We start from the raw sequence: 17002 nt of genomic DNA, 5'->3' as shown, positions 1-17002 counted from the left end.
AAACCGCTCGTTCCGCCGCCTGCTTTTCCACAACCGCACCAATTTTCGCCCTGCTGCCGCTATACTCGCGAAATGATTCGCAAGACTGAGTACATCCATGGACGACGCTGACCTCCCCAAGCCGGAGGACGGCGGCGAGACCCGTATCGTCGACCTGCGCGAGGCGCTCGAAGAGCGCTACCTTTCCTATGCGCTCTCCACCATTACCCAGCGCGCGCTGCCGGACGCGCGGGACGGGCTCAAGCCCGTACACCGCCGCATCCTGCACGCCATGCGCCTGCTGCGGCTCGACCCGGATCAGGGCTACAAGAAATCCGCCCGCATCGTCGGTGACGTGATCGGTAAGTTCCACCCGCACGGCGACCAGTCGATCTACGACGCGCTGGTCCGCATGGCGCAGGACTTCGCGCAGCGCTACCCGCTGGTCGACGGTCAGGGCAATTTCGGCAATATCGACGGCGATAGCCCGGCGGCCATGCGCTACACCGAAAGCCGCATGACCGACGTCGCCAGCCGCCTGCTCGAAGGCATGGCGGAAGACGCCATCGACTTCAAGCCGACATATGACGGCGAGGACGAGGAGCCGGTCGTCCTGCCCTCGAACTTCCCGAACCTGCTGGCCAACGGCTCGACCGGCATTGCCGTGGGCATGGCCACGTCCATTCCGCCGCACAATGTCGGCGAGCTTTGCGACGCGGCGCTGCACCTGATCAACGTCAACCCCAATGCCGACGCACGCGAGCTGGTGCAGTTCGTGAGGGGGCCGGATTTTCCGACGGGCGGCATCCTGGTCGAGGGCCAGGAATCGATCATCAACTCCTACGAGACGGGCCGCGGCTCGTTCCGCCTGCGCGCCAAATGGGAGCGCGAGGAAAAGGGGCGCGGTGTCTACCAGATCGTCGTCACCGAGATCCCCTATGGCGTGCAGAAGTCGCGGCTGATCGAGAAAGTCGCCGAGCTACTGCTGGCCAAGAAGCTACCGCTGCTCAAGGACATTCGCGACGAGAGCGCGGACGACGTGCGGCTGGTGCTCGAACCGCGCGCTGGCACGGTCGATGCCACGATCCTGATGGAGCAGATGTTCAAGGTCTCGGACCTCGAAGTCCGCTTCCCGCTCAACATGAACGTGCTCGACAAGGGCACGGTGCCCAAGGTCATGGGCCTGCCCGAAGCGCTGCGCGCCTGGCTCGATCACCGCAAGATCGTGCTCATCCGCCGCAGCCAGCACCGGCTGGACCAGATCGCCAAGCGTGTCGAGGTGCTCGAAGGCTATATCGTGGCCTTCCTCAACCTCGATGAGGTGATCCGCATCATCCGCGAGGAAGACGACCCGAAGGCGCAGTTGATGGCGACCTTCAACCTCACGGACAACCAGGCCGAAGCCATCCTCAACATGCGCCTGCGGTCGCTGCGCAGGCTCGAGGAAATGGAATTGCGTACCGAGCATTCCGGGCTTTTGACCGAGCGCGGGCATCTCGAAACGCTGCTGGGTTCGGACCGTCGGCTATGGGGTGAAATCGCCCGGCAGGTCGCCGATCTCAAGAAGGCCTATGGCGACGACCATCCGCTCGGCCCGCGCCGCACGGCGATCGGCGACGCGCCGACGGCCGACAGCTCCGAGATCGAAACCGCCTTCATCGAGCGCGAACCGATCACCGTGATCCTCTCCGAAAAGGGCTGGATCCGGGCGATGAAGGGCCATACCGACGACGTCGACGAAAAGGGCTTCAAGGCCGGCGACCGACTGAAGCTGGCGGTCAAGGCGGAGACGACGGACAAGCTCCTGATGCTCACGACCGGCGGCAAGGTCTATACGCTGGGCGGCGACAAGCTGCCGGGCGGGCGTGGGCAGGGCGAGCCGGTGCGCATCATGGTCGATATCGAGGAGGGGCACGACATCGTCGACCTCTTCGTCTATCGGCCGGGCGCCAAGCGCGTGGTGGCCTCGAGCGCCGGCAACGGGTTCGTCGTGGCCGAGGACGACCTCATCGCCAACACCCGCAAGGGCAAGCAGGTGCTTAACGTCTCGGGTGACGACGAGGCGCGGCTGCTGGTGCCGGCGGGCGGCGACATGGTCGCGGTCATCGGCCAGAACCGCAAGCTGCTGATCTTCCCGGCCCAGCAATTGCCGGAAATGAGCCGCGGCAAGGGCGTGCGCCTGCAGAAGTACAAGGACGGCGGCATTTCGGACCTCAAGACCTTCAGGTCCGAGGAAGGGCTGACCTGGACCGATAGCTCGGGCCGCACCTTTACCCGACCGATGGGCGAGCTCGTCGAGTGGGTCGGTGACCGCGCCCAGGCCGGCCGCCAGCCGCCCAACGGCTTCCCGCGCAACAACCGGTTCGTCGGCGGATGATCCGGCACTGCGTCTGGGTGAAGTTCAGGAGCGATGTCGGCGCGGACGAGCGGGCATCGATCTATGCGGATCTCGCGGCGCTCAAGGACAGGGTGCCGGGGCTGGAGCGCGCGAGCTTCGGGCCGAATGTCAGCCCGGAAGGGCTGGGGCAGGGCTTCGCGGACGGGTTCACAATGGACTTCGCCGATGCGGGTGCCCGGGATGCGTATCTCGTGCATCCGGACCATCAGGCGGCAGGCGCACGGCTGGTTGCGGCGGCCGAGGGTGGGCTCGCGGGGATATTGGTGTTTGATATCGAGGTTTAGCTGACTTGATGGCGCAGCAGGCTTCCTTCGATGCTTGAGGAGAAGATGGCTGCGGTGGTTGGGGCGACCCCTCACCCGCCCTTCGGACACCCTCTCTCTCAAGGGGCGAGGGCGTTGGGGCTCGATCTCGTGTGGAACACCGGCACTCGCCTCGCACTCGATCTTCCCCGGCCTTAGAGCCGGGGCCCACGGATGGCGCCACTCGGGTGGAGGGGTGCAATAGGCCCCGGATCAAGTCCGGGGAAGTGCGGTGGTGGGGAGAGGTTGGAGGTACGACCCAGGTGGCAGTTCACACTGGCTCGTGTGCAACCCCGATCTGTTATTCCGCGGGTTTCTCAACCGACATCGTGAATACCACCGGCAGGTGATCGCTGCCTGTGGCGCTTGCGGCGTGGAGTTCGTGCACGGCGACGTCGCGGGTCAGCACGTGGTCCAGCGGCAGGAAGGGCAGCGTTGGGCGCCAGGCGCCGAAATAGTGGAACAGCGTCGGGTAGGTGAGGAGGCTGTGGTCCTCGCGCGTCAGGCCGGCGCCGCGGGCGAAGTTGCGCAGGGCGTAGGACCAGGAGGTCGAGTTGAAGTCGCCAACGACGACCAGTGGCCCGGAAACCTGTTGGATGGCGGAGGCGAGCAGGTCGAACTCTTCGCGCTGGCGGGCCATGCGGGGGGCGGGCCAGTCGAGATGCGTGGTGAGGAGCGAGAATTGCGAGCCGTCGGCCAGCGCGAAGCGCGCCAGGATATGGGCGGTGCGCTGATCGCCGTAAGCGTTATCAGGGCAGGCGCCATCCTGGGCCTGCTCGAACGGAATCTTGGAGAAGAGGCCGAGATTGGCGCGCTTGCCACCGCGGCAGAAGGCGGAATAGGGGTAGGTTTCCTTGAGGAGCGGCGCCAGTTCGGAGCGCTGCTCGCCGAAGAATTCCTGTACGGCGATGATGTCGGGTTGTTCCTTGCGGATGACGTCGAGCACGCGCAGCATGTCGTAATTCATGCCGAAGAGATTGTGCGTCATCACCTTGACGGTGGCGCGCCCCTCGGCGACCGGCGGGCGCGGCTGGAGGGAGGCGGCGAATTCGGGCACGACGGTGATGGCCGAGGCGAAGAAGCCGGTGGCCGTGGCCGCCAGCATGAAGCGGCGCCAATTGCCCCGGCGCAGGATGGCCGGCACGAAGAGCAGCGACAGCAACGTACCGATGAACAACACGGCCTGCAGGTGGTTGAGCAGGTCGAAATACGGCACGGCAAAGCCCAGCACCGCCAGGATCGCCATAACGGAGAATACGAGGGCGCCGGTGCCGAGGATGAAGCGCAGGGCGCTGATGATGAGGCGCATGAAGCGTCCGGTCTGGAAAAACTGCGTCAGTCTAGCGGGCGCCAGCCGAGCGGTCCCTTTTGGACTTCCAGCGGACGAAATGCCGCCTTGTAGGCCATTTTGGGCGAATCTTTGACCCAATAGCCCAGATAGACGTAGTCGAGCCCCTGTTCACAGACTTGGCTGATGTGATCGAGGATCAGCAGGTTGCCGAATCCGCGATTGGCCATGTCGGGGTCATAGAAGCTGTAGACCATCGACAGCCCGTCCGGCATGACGTCGGTCAGTGCCACGGCGACCAGCGGATTGCCGGGGACGGAATTGAGCCGATACTCGACCAGCACGGACTGCACCGGGGTGTCCTCGACCATGTATTCGTAGTCGATGAAATTCATCTGCGTCATGCCGCCACCGGCGTGACGGGCATTGAGATAGCGCTTGAACAATACGAACTGTTCAGTGGTCGCGCGCGGTTCGCAGACGCGGGCGACAATATCGGTATTGTTCTTGAGCACCCGGCGGAAACGGGCGTTCGGCTTGAAATGCCGGGCGACGATGCGCACTGACTGGCACGCCGAGCAGCCTTCGCAGGCAGGGCGGTAAATCAGGTTCTGGCTACGGCGGAAGCCGTTATCGCTCAGCAACTGGTGCAACGACGCGGCACGGCGGCCCGTCAGGTGCGTGAAGAGCTTTCGTTCCTGGCGCCCAGGCAGATAGGGGCACGGCATTGCTGCCGTGAGGAACAGTTGGGTGTTATCGGGGGTATGATCCGTCATCTATTGTCCAGGTCGCGACCCGGCTCATAGACTATTGCGGACTGAGCCCCCGTGCAACGGGGAGAAATCGGGGTGTCAGAAAGCGCGTCCGGCGTTGGCCTGGTAGCTGGCCCAATGGCGGGTCATGGGCGAGCGGCGCACCATGAGCGTACCCAGGATCAGGTCATGCAGCATCTGTCGGCGCGGCGTGAAGAGCGCGATGCCCAACGAGATCGGCCAGAAGATCCAGACGCTGACCCAGAAGAGCAAAGCGTGCAGCACGGCCATGCCGCCATCAAGCGTCGAGGCGCGAGTCGGGGTGAGGACGATGTCCATCATCTGCATGCCGACAGTGGCGCGGCGCGGAGAGCCGAGCGTGGCCGCGTAGTAGAGCACGATCGAGAGCGGCAGCAGGACGATGAGGCCGAGCCAGGCGAGGCCAAAGGTCAGGAAGCCGGCTATGCCGCCGACGATGGCGAGCGCGAAGACCATCATCGAGATGATGACCATGTCGACAACGAACGCCATCATGCGCCGCGTCAGCACGCCTTCGAAGAGCTCGGGCGCGGTGTCGGGATCGGGCAGGGCAGCGTTCATCGGAGTGCCTTTCTGGCCAGGGGTTCGTCGCGTGCTATTTGGGGACTGTGAGGTCCCGTGCAAGAGCGCGGGCACAAAATTGTGCCCTGGAACCGTTGAAAGCCTGCGACTCAGCTGCGCTCTCGGTCCCTCACCGCAGGGGTGAGGGAGGACGGATCGGGCACGGTACGGCGGATTTCGCCGAGAACCGGGTCGGATTCGTATCCGACATCGGCCAGAAGCCGCGGGTCGCGGCGGGCCAGGGCCTGGCGAGCGACATGCTCGGCATATCGGCGGCGCAGGTAGGCGAGCGCCCGGGGTGTCCAGGGGCGCCGGGCGGGTTTTTCGGCTTCGAGGAAGGCGGTAATGTCATGGGCGAGGCTGGTCATTTGAGCCTCCGTTGGTTGAAACGATTCAAAATTGAACCGATACAAAGAGGCAGTCAATCGAATTTTGAAACGGTTCAAGAATTGTGATACTGGGAACGCATGAGCGAAAAGACCGCCAAGCTTGCCGATGTCGCCAAGGCCGCCGGGGTTTCCCAGGGGACGGCGTCCAATGTGTTCAACCGGCCGGACGTCGTGCGCGAGGAAGTGCGCGAGAAGGTTTTGGCCGCTGCCAAGAAGATCGGCTATGGCGGGCCGAACCCGAAAGGGCGGCTGCTGCGGGCAGGGAAGGTCAATGCCATCGGCATCGGCGCCAACGAGCCGCTATCCTATTTCTTTGAGGACCCGTTCGCGCGGACGGTGATGGCCGCGATCTCGGAGGAGGCGCAGGCACGCGGGGCGGGCATCGCGCTGGTTTCCGCCCAAAGCGAGGAAGCGCTGGCCTGGAATATCCAGAGCGCGCTGGTGGACGGGTTCATCCTCTTTTGCCTCGAGGGCGCGGACAAGCTGGTGGAGCTGTCGCAGGAGCGGCAATTGCCGTTCGTCGCGATCAATCCGCCGGACGGCTATGAGTCGGTGGCGGCGATCACCATCGACAACCTTGCCGGGGCGCGGCTGGCGGCCGAGCACCTCATCGAACTCGGGCACAGGCGGTTCGCGATTCTCGGATTGCCCTTCAATGAGAAGGGGAGCGGGCGGCGAAAGCCGGTGGACGTGCGTGCGGCAAGCTATGGCGATACGCGCGACCGTGCGCTTGGTTACTACGCTGTGCTGGCGCAGAGCGGCATCGGCGAGGACGAGGTGCCGCTGATCGAGACGCGGGGCGACCGGAAGACCGTCAACGAAGCCATGGAGCAGCTGTTCGGAGCACCGGAGCCGCCGACCGCGCTGCTCTGCATGTCGGACCTTGCTGCCATGCTGGCGCTTGAGTGGCTGCAGGCGAAGGGTATTCGCGTGCCGGACGAGGTGTCGGTGATCGGGTTCGACGGGGTGCCAGAGGGCGCCATGTCCAATCCGCCGCTGACGACGATCGCCCAGCCGCTGGCCGAGATCGGGCGCAAGGCCGTGGATATGATCCTGGGAGCCGCGCCGCCCGCCGGAACGGAACGAATGCCGGTGCGGCTCCTTGTGCGTGGTTCGACGGGGCCCGCGCCTAGGCGTTGAGTTTGCGGGCCATTTCGAGCGCGTAATAGGTGAGGATGCCGCTCGCGCCTGCGCGCTTGAAGGCATAGAGACTTTCGAGGATCGAAGCGTCGCGGTTGATGGCGCCGGCGGCGGCCGCGAATTCGAGCATGGCGTACTCGCCCGACACCTGGTAGACGAAGACCGGTACGTTGAACTCTTCGCGCACGCGGCGAACGATATCGAGATAGGGCATGCCCGGCTTGACCATCACCGAGTCGGCGCCCTCTTCCAGATCCTGCGCGACTTCACGCAGCGCCTCGTCGGAATTGGCATAATCCATCTGGTAGGTGCGCTTGTCGCCCTTGAGGCGCGAGCCTGAGCCCACCGCCTCGCGGAAGGGGCCGTAATAGGCCGAGGCGTACTTGGCAGCGTAGGACATGATCTGCGTGTCCTCGAAGCCCTCGGCATCGAGAACGGCGCGCAAGGCGCCCACGCGGCCATCCATCATGTCGGACGGAGCGATGATGTCGGCGCCGGCCTTGGCCTGGACGAGGGCTGAGCGGATCATGACATGCACGGTCTCGTCGTTGAGAATCCTGCCGTCACGCACCAGACCGTCCTGGCCGTCGCTGGAATATTCATCGAGCGCCACGTCGGCGATGAGACCGATCTCGGGCACGGCTTCCTTGATGGCGCTGAGCGCGCGGCACATCAGGTTGTCGGGATTATAGGCCTCTTCGGCATTCTCGCTGCGGCGATCGTCCTGCGTATTGGGGAAGAGCGCGAGGGCAGGGATGCCTTCGGCGGCAGCCTGGCGGGCGGCCTCGACGGCGAGATCGACGCTCAGGCGCTCGACGCCCGGCATGGTCTTGATTTGAGTGCGCTCGTTCTGGCCATCGATGATGAAGAGCGGCCAGATGAAATCGGAGGGTGTGAGCACCGTCTCGCGCACCAGGTTCCGGCTCCAGGCCGAAGCCCGCGTCCGGCGCAGCCTGCGCCCGGCGAGGAACTCCATGTCGTGTTTGGGCCAGTAGTCGGACATGAAAGGTCTCCAATTTGCCGTGATGCGGTTCTCTATCAGCCCGCGCGCCTTGCCCGCAACCGAGGCGCACGCTAGACCGGACACGATTTGTTGGGAGCCAGGCCGATGCAGATACCCACCGAGTGGATCGCCATAGCGCTGCGCGCCATCGCGCTGGTGACGCTCTTCCTCGGCCTCTCCGACGCCTCGCGCCTTCTCGGCGTCTCGATGGGGACGACCAGCCCCATCGACATGATGGGTATGAGCGCCTTCATCTATCTGGGCGTCTTTACCGTGGCGCATCTCTTTGCCGCGGTCGGCATCTGGATCCGCGCCAATTGGGGCAACGTGCTGCTGACCGGGGTGACCGTTCTTGAGCTCGGCCTCTACCTTTCAGGCAGCCCGAACGTGCAGATGAGCCTTTTCGGCTTCATCGTGCGCCTCGTCATCCTCATCGCTATGCTACTGGTTTTCCTCATCGCTTTCCGCACCAGGCGGGCCGCGATCCACGACTGACGGAAGCCGTTTAGGCTTCATTCAGGTTACAATTGTGTTGTGCAGTGTAACCTTTGATTCAGCCAAATTCCCGAACATTTCCAGTAAGATGCCATTAAGTGTGCGGCTTAAGGCGATCTTATTCGGGCCCCTGTAATTTGGCCCTACTGAGACGCGAACAAATCGCGCAAAATTTAGCAGAGAGGCCAACAATGGTAACCAAGTCGAACGCCGCTGAGGCAATTGAACATCCCGGCAAGGCAGAAAGCCTGAAGCCCCTCTACCTCGAAGCCGTGTCACGGGTCGAACGCCTGCACCGCCGCCTGCTCGACCTGATCAAGGACGAGTTCGACCGTATGGGCTGGGACGATATCAACCCGGTGCAGGCCCTGCTGATGTTCAACATCGGCGATGCCGAGATGACGGCCGGCGAGCTGCGGTCGCGCGGTTACTACCTGGGCTCGAACGTTTCCTACAACCTCAAGAAGCTCGTCGAGACCGGCTATATCTACCAGGAGCGTTCCCGCGCCGACCGCCGTTCGGTCCGTATCCGCCTCACCCCCAAGGGCGAGGAAGTGGCCGAGGTGATCGACGAGCTCTATGATCGCCACCTGAAGTCGATCGAGAAGGTCGGCGGCCTGGGCGACGGCGAATTCGACGGCCTCAACAAGGCCCTGGCTCGCCTCGAGCGCTTCTGGGTCGACCAGATCCTCTACAAGCTCTAACTCGAGCACTGTGGCATTCGCGCCACACCGACCAAGAAACGCCGGCACCTGATGCCGGCGTTTCTTATTTGCGCCTCAAATTCCCGTATCTAGCTGGCTTACACGCAAAGTAGCAGTCATTCGTCGCGTTCGCCTGCGTATCGGCCCGGACGTCGGTTCACAGCTGTTTGAGCGCCGTTGTTCGGCGTGCCGACAGGATGGTAAGGCGATAGTAAATGATCGTGTGCTTTGCTTTGGCGACTCTTTCGACTTCGATGCAGGTGAATTGATGCGGCTTTCTCGGCGTACTCTTCTTCGCTCCATGGCGGCTGCCGGTGCAGTCGCCGCGCTACCCGCGGTGGCCAGGGCTCAGGAGGGCGACTCCATCTGGGACATGTTCAGCCGGAACCGCGTGCTGCGCGATACCGACCGGAACAGCAACACCGCCGCGGCCAACGCCGCGATCGAGACCAACGAGCCGATCCTGTCGGTCGATACCGCCTATAATCTCCAGCAGGCCATTGCGCAGTACGAGCCGTTCGTCGCGGCCGGTGGCTGGGAACAGGTGCCCAAGGAAGTCTTCGGCCTGACGCTCGGCAATGGCCGCCGCTCGGTCGTCGCCCTCAAGCGCCGCCTCATGTCCTCTGGCGACCTGCCGCCGGCAGAGCGCATCGACGACATGTTCGATGCCCAGACCGACCAGGCGGTCCGCAATTTCCAGGCGCGCCACGGCCTTATCGTCACCGGCCAGGTGGACGAGCCGACCTTCTACGCCATGGCCGTGCCGGCCGAGACGCGCCTCAACCAGCTGCGCCTCAACCTCACCCGCGTGCAGAACATCAGCCAGACGCTCACCGACCGCTACCTGGTCGTGAACGTGCCGGCGGCTTCGGCAGAAGCGATCGAAAACAGTGCGGTGGCCCAGCGCCACGTCGCGGTCGTCGGCCGTATCGACCGTCAGACGCCGATCCTGCACTCCAAGGTGCACCAGATCAATTTCAACCCGTACTGGCACGTGCCCAAGTCCATCATCCAGAAGGACTTGATCAAGTACATGAATGAAGATCCGGAATACCTGACCAAGTTCCGCATCCACATCTACGACGGCAAGGGTAACGAGCTGCAGCCGACCGATATCAACTGGTCGACCAACGAAGCCGTCAACTACATGTTCCGCCAGGAACCGGGCGCCGAGAACTCGATGGGTCACGTGAAGATCAACTTCCCGAACCCCTACGACGTCTACATGCACGACACGCCCACCAAGTCGCTGTTCGGCGAGAATGCGCGCTTCCACTCCTCGGGCTGCATGCGCATCAACGAGGTGGATTCGCTGGTGGCCTGGCTGCTCCAGAGCAATGGCGACTGGGATGTGGGTCGCGTCCAGCAGACGTTTGCGTCCAACGAGCGCCTCGACGTCAAGGTGAAGAACCCGACCCCGGTTCATACCACCTACATCACCGCCTGGGCCAATCGCCAGGGCACGGTCAGCTTCCGCGACGACGTCTACAATTTCGACGCCGAAGGCCGCACCACGTTCGAGCAGGGCTGACAAAGATGGGCGAACGCGAAGTTCTCTTCGAGTTCACCCAGATCGGCCAGCAGATGCGGGTGTCCGCGATCGACGCGGACACCAAGATCGAAGTCATCGTCATCACGCCCGTCACCGCCAGCCGCTACCAGATGCAGGCGCTTGCCATGGCCAAGCTCAAACGCAGGCTGGCCGAGGGCGAAGGGCAGGGCGGTGCCGCCCCGCAGCGGCTGTTCTGACCGTACTAGCGATTGCCGAACCGCTGCCGCGCCGCGTCGGTGGCCGGGGTGTAAAGGCTCACCAGCGTGCCTTCCGGATCGCGGAACTGGGTGGCCAGGTTGCCCCAGGGCATGAGCTTGGGCGGCATCACCACCTCCACCCGATCCTTGAGCCGGTCATATTCGGCTTCGACGTCATCGACCTGGATTTCGATGATGGCGCTGCGATTGGCAGCAGGTTCGGCACTGCCTTCCTTGAACAACGCGACGATTTCGGCCGAGCCGAAGGCGAGGGTGGCCGACGGTGTAACGATCTCGGCGAAGACGGGCGCGAGCCATTCGGCTTTCTTGCCTGTGACGGTCTCGTAGAAGGCGACGACGGCTTTGATGTCGGCGGCGACGAGGCGCACTGAAGCGAATTTCATGAGGGTTCCTTTCGAGGGCCACGAAGCGCGGCGTTGATGGAGCCTTGTCGCTAATGGCTGCTGCCAGCATTGTGGCAGCAGGAGTCAGCAGATGCGTCGAGCCGATCGATTGTTCCAGATCATCCAGGTGTTGCGCCGCTCGACGCGGCCGATCACGGCTGCGGCGATTGCCGAGGAACTGGAGGTTTCCAAGCGCACCGTTTATCGCGACATCGCCGACCTCATCGGGCAGCGCGTGCCGATACAGGGTGAGGCCGGTTTCGGCTATGTGTTGGATGCCGGCTACGACATGCCGCCGCTGATGCTTAGCGCCGACGAGGTCGAAGCGATTGTGCTGGGCGCTCAATGGGTTGCGGATCGTTCCGACAAGGCGCTCTCAACTGCGGCGCGCGATGTCATCGCCAAGATCGCGGCCGTCGTACCCGAGCATCTGCGCCCGTTCATCGAAGTGCCGAGCGTGGGCGTGAAGCCTGTGGATGCGCAAGGAGAGCGGCTGGATACGACGCCTATCCGCATGGCGATCCGGAACGGGCAAAAACTGCGGCTGCGCTACCGGACCGAGACGGGTGAGGAGAGCGAGCGGACGGTATGGCCGGTGGTGCTGGGTTACTCGGAGGCGACCAGCCTTCTGGTCGCGTGGTGTGAGCTACGCGAGGATTTTCGGCACTTTCGGACGGATCGGGTGGTCGGGATGGAAATGCTGCAGGAGCGGCATGGATGGAGCCACGCGCGGTTAAGGCGCCGGTGGGAGGTCTGGCGGGAGGAGAGGCGGGGGCGGTGAGGTGCCCCGTGATCTCACCCCAACCACGAAACTTCCCCGGGCGCAGAGCCGGGGAAGTAAGGGGTGGGGATGGTTATGTGGAAATGGCGTGGCGCAGGGCGCCTAACGTACAAAAACCAAGAGAGCCGCCCTTGAGCGGCTCTCCCTCGTCACCTGCACCCCGTCCTAAAGGTTGCAGGCATGGCGGCGGCCGTCGTAGCCGAGATAGGTGTCGCTACGCGGATCGTAGGATTTGAAGCGGGCCGAGCAACGCTGCACGTGGCCGCTGCTGACCACAGGCTTGCGCGAGTTGAATGCGCCACTGGCGATCGCACCGGCTACGAGACCGAAGATACCGGCGATGGCGGCATCGGCGCCGTTATTGTAGTGGGAGTAATACCACTGGTTGTAGCGGCGATTGTCCCAGCGATGGCCCTGGCGGCCAAAGTCGTAGCAGTCCGGATCATTGGGGAAGCGGTCGCAATACCGCTGCACGTACCGGTAACGGTCGCCATAACCCTGGGCGGCCACCGGCGTTGCAGAAACGAGCGCCATCGAGGCGGTCGCCAAGGCGACAGCTATGCTTGCGATGACTGGTTTCATTTGTTTTCTCCGTGGCAAGCGTCTTGTCACACCCTCAACGAAAGCCATCGGCATCGGTTGCGTCACAATTGGCACCTCAACGGGTAGTCGGCGGCTTGGAATCGTCACCCCCGATGTGGTAAACGACGCGCGTCAGCGAAACACGACACCTTTCAACCTTCCCGGGGAACGCCAATGAGCGCTGCCACGTCACTTCCGCTCTTTCCGCATTTCTTCACTGACTCGCTGGCCCAGACCGATCCCGAGATCGCCCAGGCCATCAAGCAGGAGCTCGGTCGTCAGCAGAACGAGATCGAACTGATCGCGTCCGAGAACATCGTCTCCAAGGCCGTACTCGAAGCCCAGGGCTCGATCATGACCAACAAGTACGCGGAAGGTTATCCGGGTAAGCGCTATTACGGCGGTTGCGAGTTCGTCGATATCGCCGAAAACCTGGCCATCGCGCGCGCCAAGGACCTCTTCGGCTGCGAATTCGTCAACGTGCAGCCCAATTCGGGTTCACAGGCCAACCAGGGCGTCTACCAGGCGCTGCTGCAGCCGGGCGACACCATCCTCGGCATGTCGCTCGATGGCGGCGGCCACCTGACCCACGGCGCCAAGCCGAACCAGTCCGGCAAGTGGTTCAACGCCATCCAGTACGGCGTGCGCAAGCAGGACGGGCGCGTCGACATGGACGAGATGCGCGCCCTGGCGCTCCAGCACCGTCCCAAGCTCATCGTGGCCGGCTTCTCGGCCTATTCGCGCGTCATGGATTGGGCGGCGTTCCGCGCCGTGGCCGACGAGATCGGCGCGCTGCTGATGGTCGACATGGCCCACGTTGCGGGCCTCGTGGCCGGCGGCGTCTATCCGAGCCCGTTCCCCCACGCTCATATCGCTACCACCACCACGCACAAGACGCTGCGCGGCCCCCGTGGCGGCATGATCATGACCAACAACGAGGATATCGCCAAGAAGATCAATTCGGCGATCTTCCCCGGCATCCAGGGCGGCCCGCTGATGCATGTCATCGCGGCCAAGGCCGTGGCCTTCAAAGAAGCGCAGACGGGCGAGTTCAAGCTCTATGCGCGCCAGGTCGTGGCCAATGCCAAGGTGCTGGCCGAGACGCTGGTGCGTGGCGGCCTCGACATCGTCACCGGCGGCACCGACAATCACCTGATGCTGGTGGACCTGCGCCCCAAGAAGCTCACCGGCAAGGCTGCCGAGAAGGCTCTTGAGCGCGCCCACATCACCTGCAACAAGAACGCCGTGCCGTTCGACCCGGAAAAGCCGGCGATCACCTCGGGTATCCGCGTCGGCACCCCGGCGGCGACCTCGCGCGGCTTCCGCGAGCCGGAATTCCAGCTCGTGGGCGAACTGATGGTCGAAGTGCTCGATGGCCTTGCTCTCAACGGCGAGGACAATAACGGCGCTGTCGAGGCCAGTGTCCGCGACAAGGTCAAGAAGCTCACCGACGCTTTCCCGATCTACGGTCAGTAAACCATGCGCTGTCCTTACTGCGGCAACGAAGATACACAGGTCAAGGACAGCCGGCCGACCGAGGATTCGAGTGCAATCCGGCGCCGTCGCATCTGCAATGCCTGCGGCGGCCGCTTCACCACCTTCGAGCGCGTGCAATTGCGCGACCTCGTGGTGGTCAAGAAATCGGGCCGTAAGGTGCCGTTCGACCGCGAGAAACTCTCGCGGTCGGTCTACACGGCCCTGCGCAAGCGCGCGGTCGAACCCGAACGCATCGAACGCATGATCTCCGGCATCGTCCGCCAGCTCGAGAGCCTGGGCGATGTGGAAGTCACCTCCGACCAGATCGGCGAATATGTGATGGAGGGGCTCAAGGGCCTCGACGACGTCGCCTTCGTCCGCTTCGCCTCGGTCTACAAGAACTTCTCGGCGGCCGACGACTTCCGCTCCTTCCTTGCCGAACTCGGCAACGGCAAGAGCCCGCGGCATGAGGCCGATGACGACTAATCGCATACCTGCTGCCGGTTTGACGGATGTTGACCGGCGGGCAGGGGATGGACGATAACCTCCCAAATCGTTGCAGCGCGGGCGGAACCGCGCTTCTTCCAGTTTTCTAAGGACTACCTCTCGTGGCGCAACCTTCCAAACGCGGCGAAAATGGCGAACGCCCGGCAAACCAGCGCGGCGCTGCCCGCCTTGCCGCCGTGCAGGCTCTCTATCAGATGGATGTGGGCCGCCAGACCCTGGAAGACACGCTCGATCAGTTCAACGCACAGCACCTGGGCGGCCGCGAGATCGAGGGCGAGCAATACCTCCCGGCCGATGCCGATTTCTTCCGCCAGATTCTGCGCGGCGTCGTGAAGTTCCAGCGTGAACTCGACCCGGCTATCGACAATGCCCTGACGGACGACTGGCCGGTAACGCGCGTCGACGCGACGCTCCGGGCGATTCTTCGCGCCGCCGCATGGGAATTGCTGCGGCGGCAGGATATTCCGGCCCGCGTGGTGATCAGCGAATACGTGGATATCGCCAAGGCGTTCTACGAGGACGATGCGACCGGTCTGGTGAACGGCGTACTGGACCGTATCATACGCGAAAGCGGCCATCCGAACGCGTAAGGGTGGAGGCGCGCTATCCGCGCAGCCCTGCTGACAACTTCCACAAATGTTTCTTCTTCGGCGAAGCCCGGGGAGCCTCTACCCCCCAAGTCGAAACAAAGAAAAGACGCCCTCCCATGGGGAGAGCGTCCGATAATCTCGTGGTGCGCGCTGTTGGCTTACAGCGACGACAGGATCGACTCGATGAAGGTCTTGTCCTCACCGAACGACGGCGTACGGCGCGATTCGATGGTGACGGCCTTGCCGTCCTTGGCGCCGTAGAGGGCCTTGTCCTTCACCTTCTTGTTCTTGTCGAAATAGATGGCCAGCACGCGCCGTTCCTTGATGGAGCTCAGGCCCATCGCGGTCGTCGCCAGCTTGGTCTCGACGTAATAATAGGCCGTTTCGCCACCGAAGGTGCTGGTAGTCTGCGGCGAGCCGAGAACGGTGTTCACCAGTTCCATGCTCTGGCCGGGACGAATCTGCAGCAACGCATCGTCCGAAATCTCGTAGCCTTCGGTCTTGTTGACGATGAGACCGCCGCCGGTCGAGCAGGCGGCAAGGCCAACACCCAGGACCAGGGCAGCGGCGAGCGGAGCTAGGCGTTTCAACGGCATGAATTTGACTTTCCCGATGGCACTCGACTATAGGCTCGCGACAGGGCTTGATAAGCCCACACTAAGGCCGCCGGAATGTTTAGCCGCCAATGCTTCGTACTGCAAGCTGGCTCTCTGCCGACCGGTCACGACGCCGAGCGTAGCCATGATCCTGTCCCTGTTCAGAAAAAACACTGATACCGCGCCGGTTTATGCCGTCTATAACGCCATTGTGGCGCAATCCCGGCAACCGGTTTTCTACGCCGAGTGGGGCGTTCCCGACACGGTCACGGGCCGTTTCGACATGATCAGCCTGCATATGGCGCTGCTCTTCCGGCGCCTGCGCTCGGATGATCGCAAGGTCAAGGAATTCTCCCAGGCGGTCTTCGACCTCTTCTTTAAGGATATGGATCGCTCGCTGCGTGAAATGGGCGTGGGCGACCTCTCGATCGCCAAGCGCATCCAGAAGATGGGCAATCAGTTCTTCGGCTTGCTGGCAGCGGTCAACGCGGCCATGGATAGCCTGAACATGCAGGCACTGGACGACGTGCTTTCCCGCAATGTCTATGCGGAAGTCGATAATCCGCCGGTGCGAAAACTCTCCGAATACATGGTGGCGCAATCCGACCTCCTCGGCGGCCAGTCGATCGAAGCGATCATGGCGGGGAATGTGACGATGGAGCTCAACGCATGACCAAGCGACCCGAAGACAGTGCGCTCGACGCCTCCGTCCGCATCGACCACCTCCCGCCGGAAGGCAGGGACCTCAAGCTTTCCGCCAATGCGGAGCAGCGTGCCGCACTCACGGAGCGGCTGCGTATCAGCGATCTCGAAAAGCTCGATGTGAGTCTCAACGTCGCCCCGTTCCGCGGCGGCATCAGGGTACTCGGCCGGCTTCAGGCGCGAGTCGTGCAGCCCTGCGTCGTCAGCTTCGTGCCGGTAACGCAGGACATCGACGAGCCGATCGACCGCGTCTTCCTGCCCGGTCGCGAAAAGCAGCATGCGCCCGGCGCCGAGGTCTTTATCGACATGGAAGAAGAGGACGCCCCCGATTATTTCGAGGGTCCCGAGGTCGATCTCACCGAATTGATTGTGGAAACACTGTCTTTGGCGATCGATCCCTATCCGCGCGCACCCGGCGCGAGCGTCGCCGATATTGCGCAGGATCCGGACGATGAACCGGATTCGCCATTCTCCAGCCTCAAATCTCTTCGAGACAGCGGCGATAAGAGCTAGACTGCGGGTCTCCGCGGGACTTGCGCCGACTCCGTGATTGGATATCTTGGCG

At 63.3% G+C, this 17002-nt stretch carries 21 protein-coding genes; 13 read left to right on the top strand and 8 right to left on the bottom strand.

Annotated features, from left to right (window positions below):
* The first annotated feature begins 97 nt into the window (after positions 1-97).
* Together parC and JNE37_RS21370 are read left to right on the top strand one after the other, a co-directional pair.
* On the top strand, positions 98-2356 hold the full coding sequence (gene parC / locus JNE37_RS21375; protein WP_203064758.1) for a DNA topoisomerase IV subunit A: 2259 nt from the start codon (positions 98-100) through the stop codon (positions 2354-2356).
* The gene (locus JNE37_RS21370) at positions 2353-2661 is read left to right on the top strand and encodes a Dabb family protein (protein WP_203064757.1); all 309 of its coding nucleotides are present in this window, start codon (positions 2353-2355) and stop codon (positions 2659-2661) included. Before parC ends, JNE37_RS21370 begins: the two co-directional genes overlap by 4 nt.
* Before the next feature lie 319 nt (positions 2662-2980).
* Here the strand turns inward: JNE37_RS21370 and JNE37_RS21365 are convergent, their stop codons facing one another.
* From JNE37_RS21365 to JNE37_RS21350, 4 genes are all read right to left on the bottom strand, one after another.
* Positions 2981-3988: an endonuclease/exonuclease/phosphatase family protein gene (locus JNE37_RS21365; RefSeq protein ID WP_203064756.1), complete on the bottom strand. Its 1008-nt coding sequence runs from the start codon at positions 3986-3988 to the stop codon at positions 2981-2983.
* A gap of 26 nt (positions 3989-4014) precedes the next feature.
* Positions 4015-4743 (bottom strand): arginyltransferase, encoded by a 729-nt coding sequence (locus tag JNE37_RS21360; RefSeq protein WP_035039097.1) that lies wholly within the window; start codon positions 4741-4743, stop codon positions 4015-4017.
* A 75-nt stretch (positions 4744-4818) separates the two neighbouring features.
* A complete protein-coding gene (locus tag JNE37_RS21355; RefSeq protein WP_052152382.1) occupies positions 4819-5319 on the bottom strand; it encodes an RDD family protein in 501 nt (166 codons plus the stop codon).
* A 110-nt stretch (positions 5320-5429) separates the two neighbouring features.
* On the bottom strand, positions 5430-5687 hold the full coding sequence (locus tag JNE37_RS21350; protein WP_203064755.1) for a hypothetical protein: 258 nt from the start codon (positions 5685-5687) through the stop codon (positions 5430-5432).
* Between the two features lie 99 nt (positions 5688-5786).
* On the opposite strand from JNE37_RS21350, the gene JNE37_RS21345 reads away from it, so the two are divergent.
* Positions 5787-6848, top strand: coding sequence for a LacI family DNA-binding transcriptional regulator (locus JNE37_RS21345; RefSeq protein ID WP_203064754.1), 1062 nt, complete (start codon positions 5787-5789; stop codon positions 6846-6848).
* Here the strand turns inward: JNE37_RS21345 and hemB are convergent.
* Positions 6838-7851, bottom strand: coding sequence for a porphobilinogen synthase (gene hemB / locus JNE37_RS21340; RefSeq protein ID WP_081840859.1), 1014 nt, complete (start codon positions 7849-7851; stop codon positions 6838-6840). The genes JNE37_RS21345 and hemB overlap by 11 nt on opposite strands.
* A 105-nt stretch (positions 7852-7956) precedes the next feature.
* On the opposite strand from hemB, the gene JNE37_RS21335 reads away from it, so the two are divergent.
* From JNE37_RS21335 to JNE37_RS21320, 4 genes are all read left to right on the top strand, one after another.
* The gene (locus tag JNE37_RS21335; RefSeq protein WP_035039089.1) at positions 7957-8346 is read left to right on the top strand and encodes a DUF6163 family protein; all 390 of its coding nucleotides are present in this window, start codon (positions 7957-7959) and stop codon (positions 8344-8346) included.
* A gap of 191 nt (positions 8347-8537) precedes the next feature.
* Complete coding sequence (gene ldtR, locus JNE37_RS21330; protein ID WP_035039086.1) at positions 8538-9050, top strand: transcriptional regulator LdtR; 513 nt, start codon at positions 8538-8540, stop codon at positions 9048-9050.
* A 268-nt stretch (positions 9051-9318) separates the two neighbouring features.
* The gene (locus tag JNE37_RS21325) at positions 9319-10581 is read left to right on the top strand and encodes a L,D-transpeptidase family protein (protein ID WP_035039288.1); all 1263 of its coding nucleotides are present in this window, start codon (positions 9319-9321) and stop codon (positions 10579-10581) included.
* Positions 10582-10586: 5 nt separating this feature from the next.
* Positions 10587-10799 carry a DUF6898 family protein gene (locus JNE37_RS21320; RefSeq protein WP_035039083.1) on the top strand — a complete coding sequence of 71 codons (213 nt, stop codon included), beginning with the start codon at positions 10587-10589 and terminating at the stop codon, positions 10797-10799.
* A 5-nt stretch (positions 10800-10804) separates the two neighbouring features.
* Here JNE37_RS21320 and JNE37_RS21315 read toward each other — a convergent pair whose 3' ends face one another.
* The gene (locus JNE37_RS21315; RefSeq protein ID WP_203064753.1) at positions 10805-11203 is read right to left on the bottom strand and encodes a VOC family protein; all 399 of its coding nucleotides are present in this window, start codon (positions 11201-11203) and stop codon (positions 10805-10807) included.
* Between the two features lie 91 nt (positions 11204-11294).
* Between JNE37_RS21315 and JNE37_RS21310 the strand changes: the two genes are divergently transcribed.
* Complete coding sequence (locus JNE37_RS21310) at positions 11295-11984, top strand: helix-turn-helix transcriptional regulator (protein ID WP_203064752.1); 690 nt, start codon at positions 11295-11297, stop codon at positions 11982-11984.
* Between the two features lie 165 nt (positions 11985-12149).
* On the opposite strand, the gene JNE37_RS22715 is transcribed toward JNE37_RS21310, so the two are convergent.
* Entirely contained in the window at positions 12150-12566 is a 417-nt protein-coding gene (locus JNE37_RS22715) for a BA14K family protein (protein WP_246513400.1), read from the bottom strand.
* A gap of 174 nt (positions 12567-12740) precedes the next feature.
* On the opposite strand from JNE37_RS22715, the gene glyA reads away from it, so the two are divergent.
* The 3 genes from glyA to nusB all read left to right on the top strand — a co-directional run bounded on the left by glyA (position 12741) and on the right by nusB (position 15139).
* Complete coding sequence (gene glyA / locus JNE37_RS21300; protein WP_035039074.1) at positions 12741-14042, top strand: serine hydroxymethyltransferase; 1302 nt, start codon at positions 12741-12743, stop codon at positions 14040-14042.
* Between the two features lie 3 nt (positions 14043-14045).
* Positions 14046-14528 carry a transcriptional regulator NrdR gene (gene nrdR, locus JNE37_RS21295; protein ID WP_203064751.1) on the top strand — a complete coding sequence of 161 codons (483 nt, stop codon included), beginning with the start codon at positions 14046-14048 and terminating at the stop codon, positions 14526-14528.
* A 122-nt stretch (positions 14529-14650) separates the two neighbouring features.
* Complete coding sequence (gene nusB / locus JNE37_RS21290) at positions 14651-15139, top strand: transcription antitermination factor NusB (RefSeq protein WP_035039069.1); 489 nt, start codon at positions 14651-14653, stop codon at positions 15137-15139.
* A gap of 158 nt (positions 15140-15297) precedes the next feature.
* Here the strand turns inward: nusB and JNE37_RS21285 are convergent, their stop codons facing one another.
* Positions 15298-15735 carry an outer membrane protein assembly factor BamE gene (locus tag JNE37_RS21285; protein ID WP_035039067.1) on the bottom strand — a complete coding sequence of 146 codons (438 nt, stop codon included), beginning with the start codon at positions 15733-15735 and terminating at the stop codon, positions 15298-15300.
* Between JNE37_RS21285 and JNE37_RS21280 the strand changes: the two genes are divergently transcribed.
* Both JNE37_RS21280 and JNE37_RS21275 read left to right on the top strand, forming a co-directional pair.
* Positions 15734-16408, top strand: coding sequence for a ubiquinol-cytochrome C chaperone family protein (locus JNE37_RS21280; protein ID WP_203064750.1), 675 nt, complete (start codon positions 15734-15736; stop codon positions 16406-16408). The genes JNE37_RS21285 and JNE37_RS21280 overlap by 2 nt on opposite strands.
* A complete protein-coding gene (locus JNE37_RS21275) occupies positions 16405-16950 on the top strand; it encodes a YceD family protein (RefSeq protein WP_035093141.1) in 546 nt (181 codons plus the stop codon). The genes JNE37_RS21280 and JNE37_RS21275 overlap by 4 nt, the downstream gene beginning before the upstream one ends.
* The last annotated feature ends 52 nt before the right edge of the window (positions 16951-17002 follow it).

It is taken from the genome of Paradevosia shaoguanensis, assembly GCF_016801025.1.
Taxonomy (GTDB): domain Bacteria; phylum Pseudomonadota; class Alphaproteobacteria; order Rhizobiales; family Devosiaceae; genus Paradevosia; species Paradevosia shaoguanensis.
The sequence above is the reverse complement of the archived record's forward strand: the minus strand, read 5'-3'. Positions and strand labels throughout refer to the sequence as shown.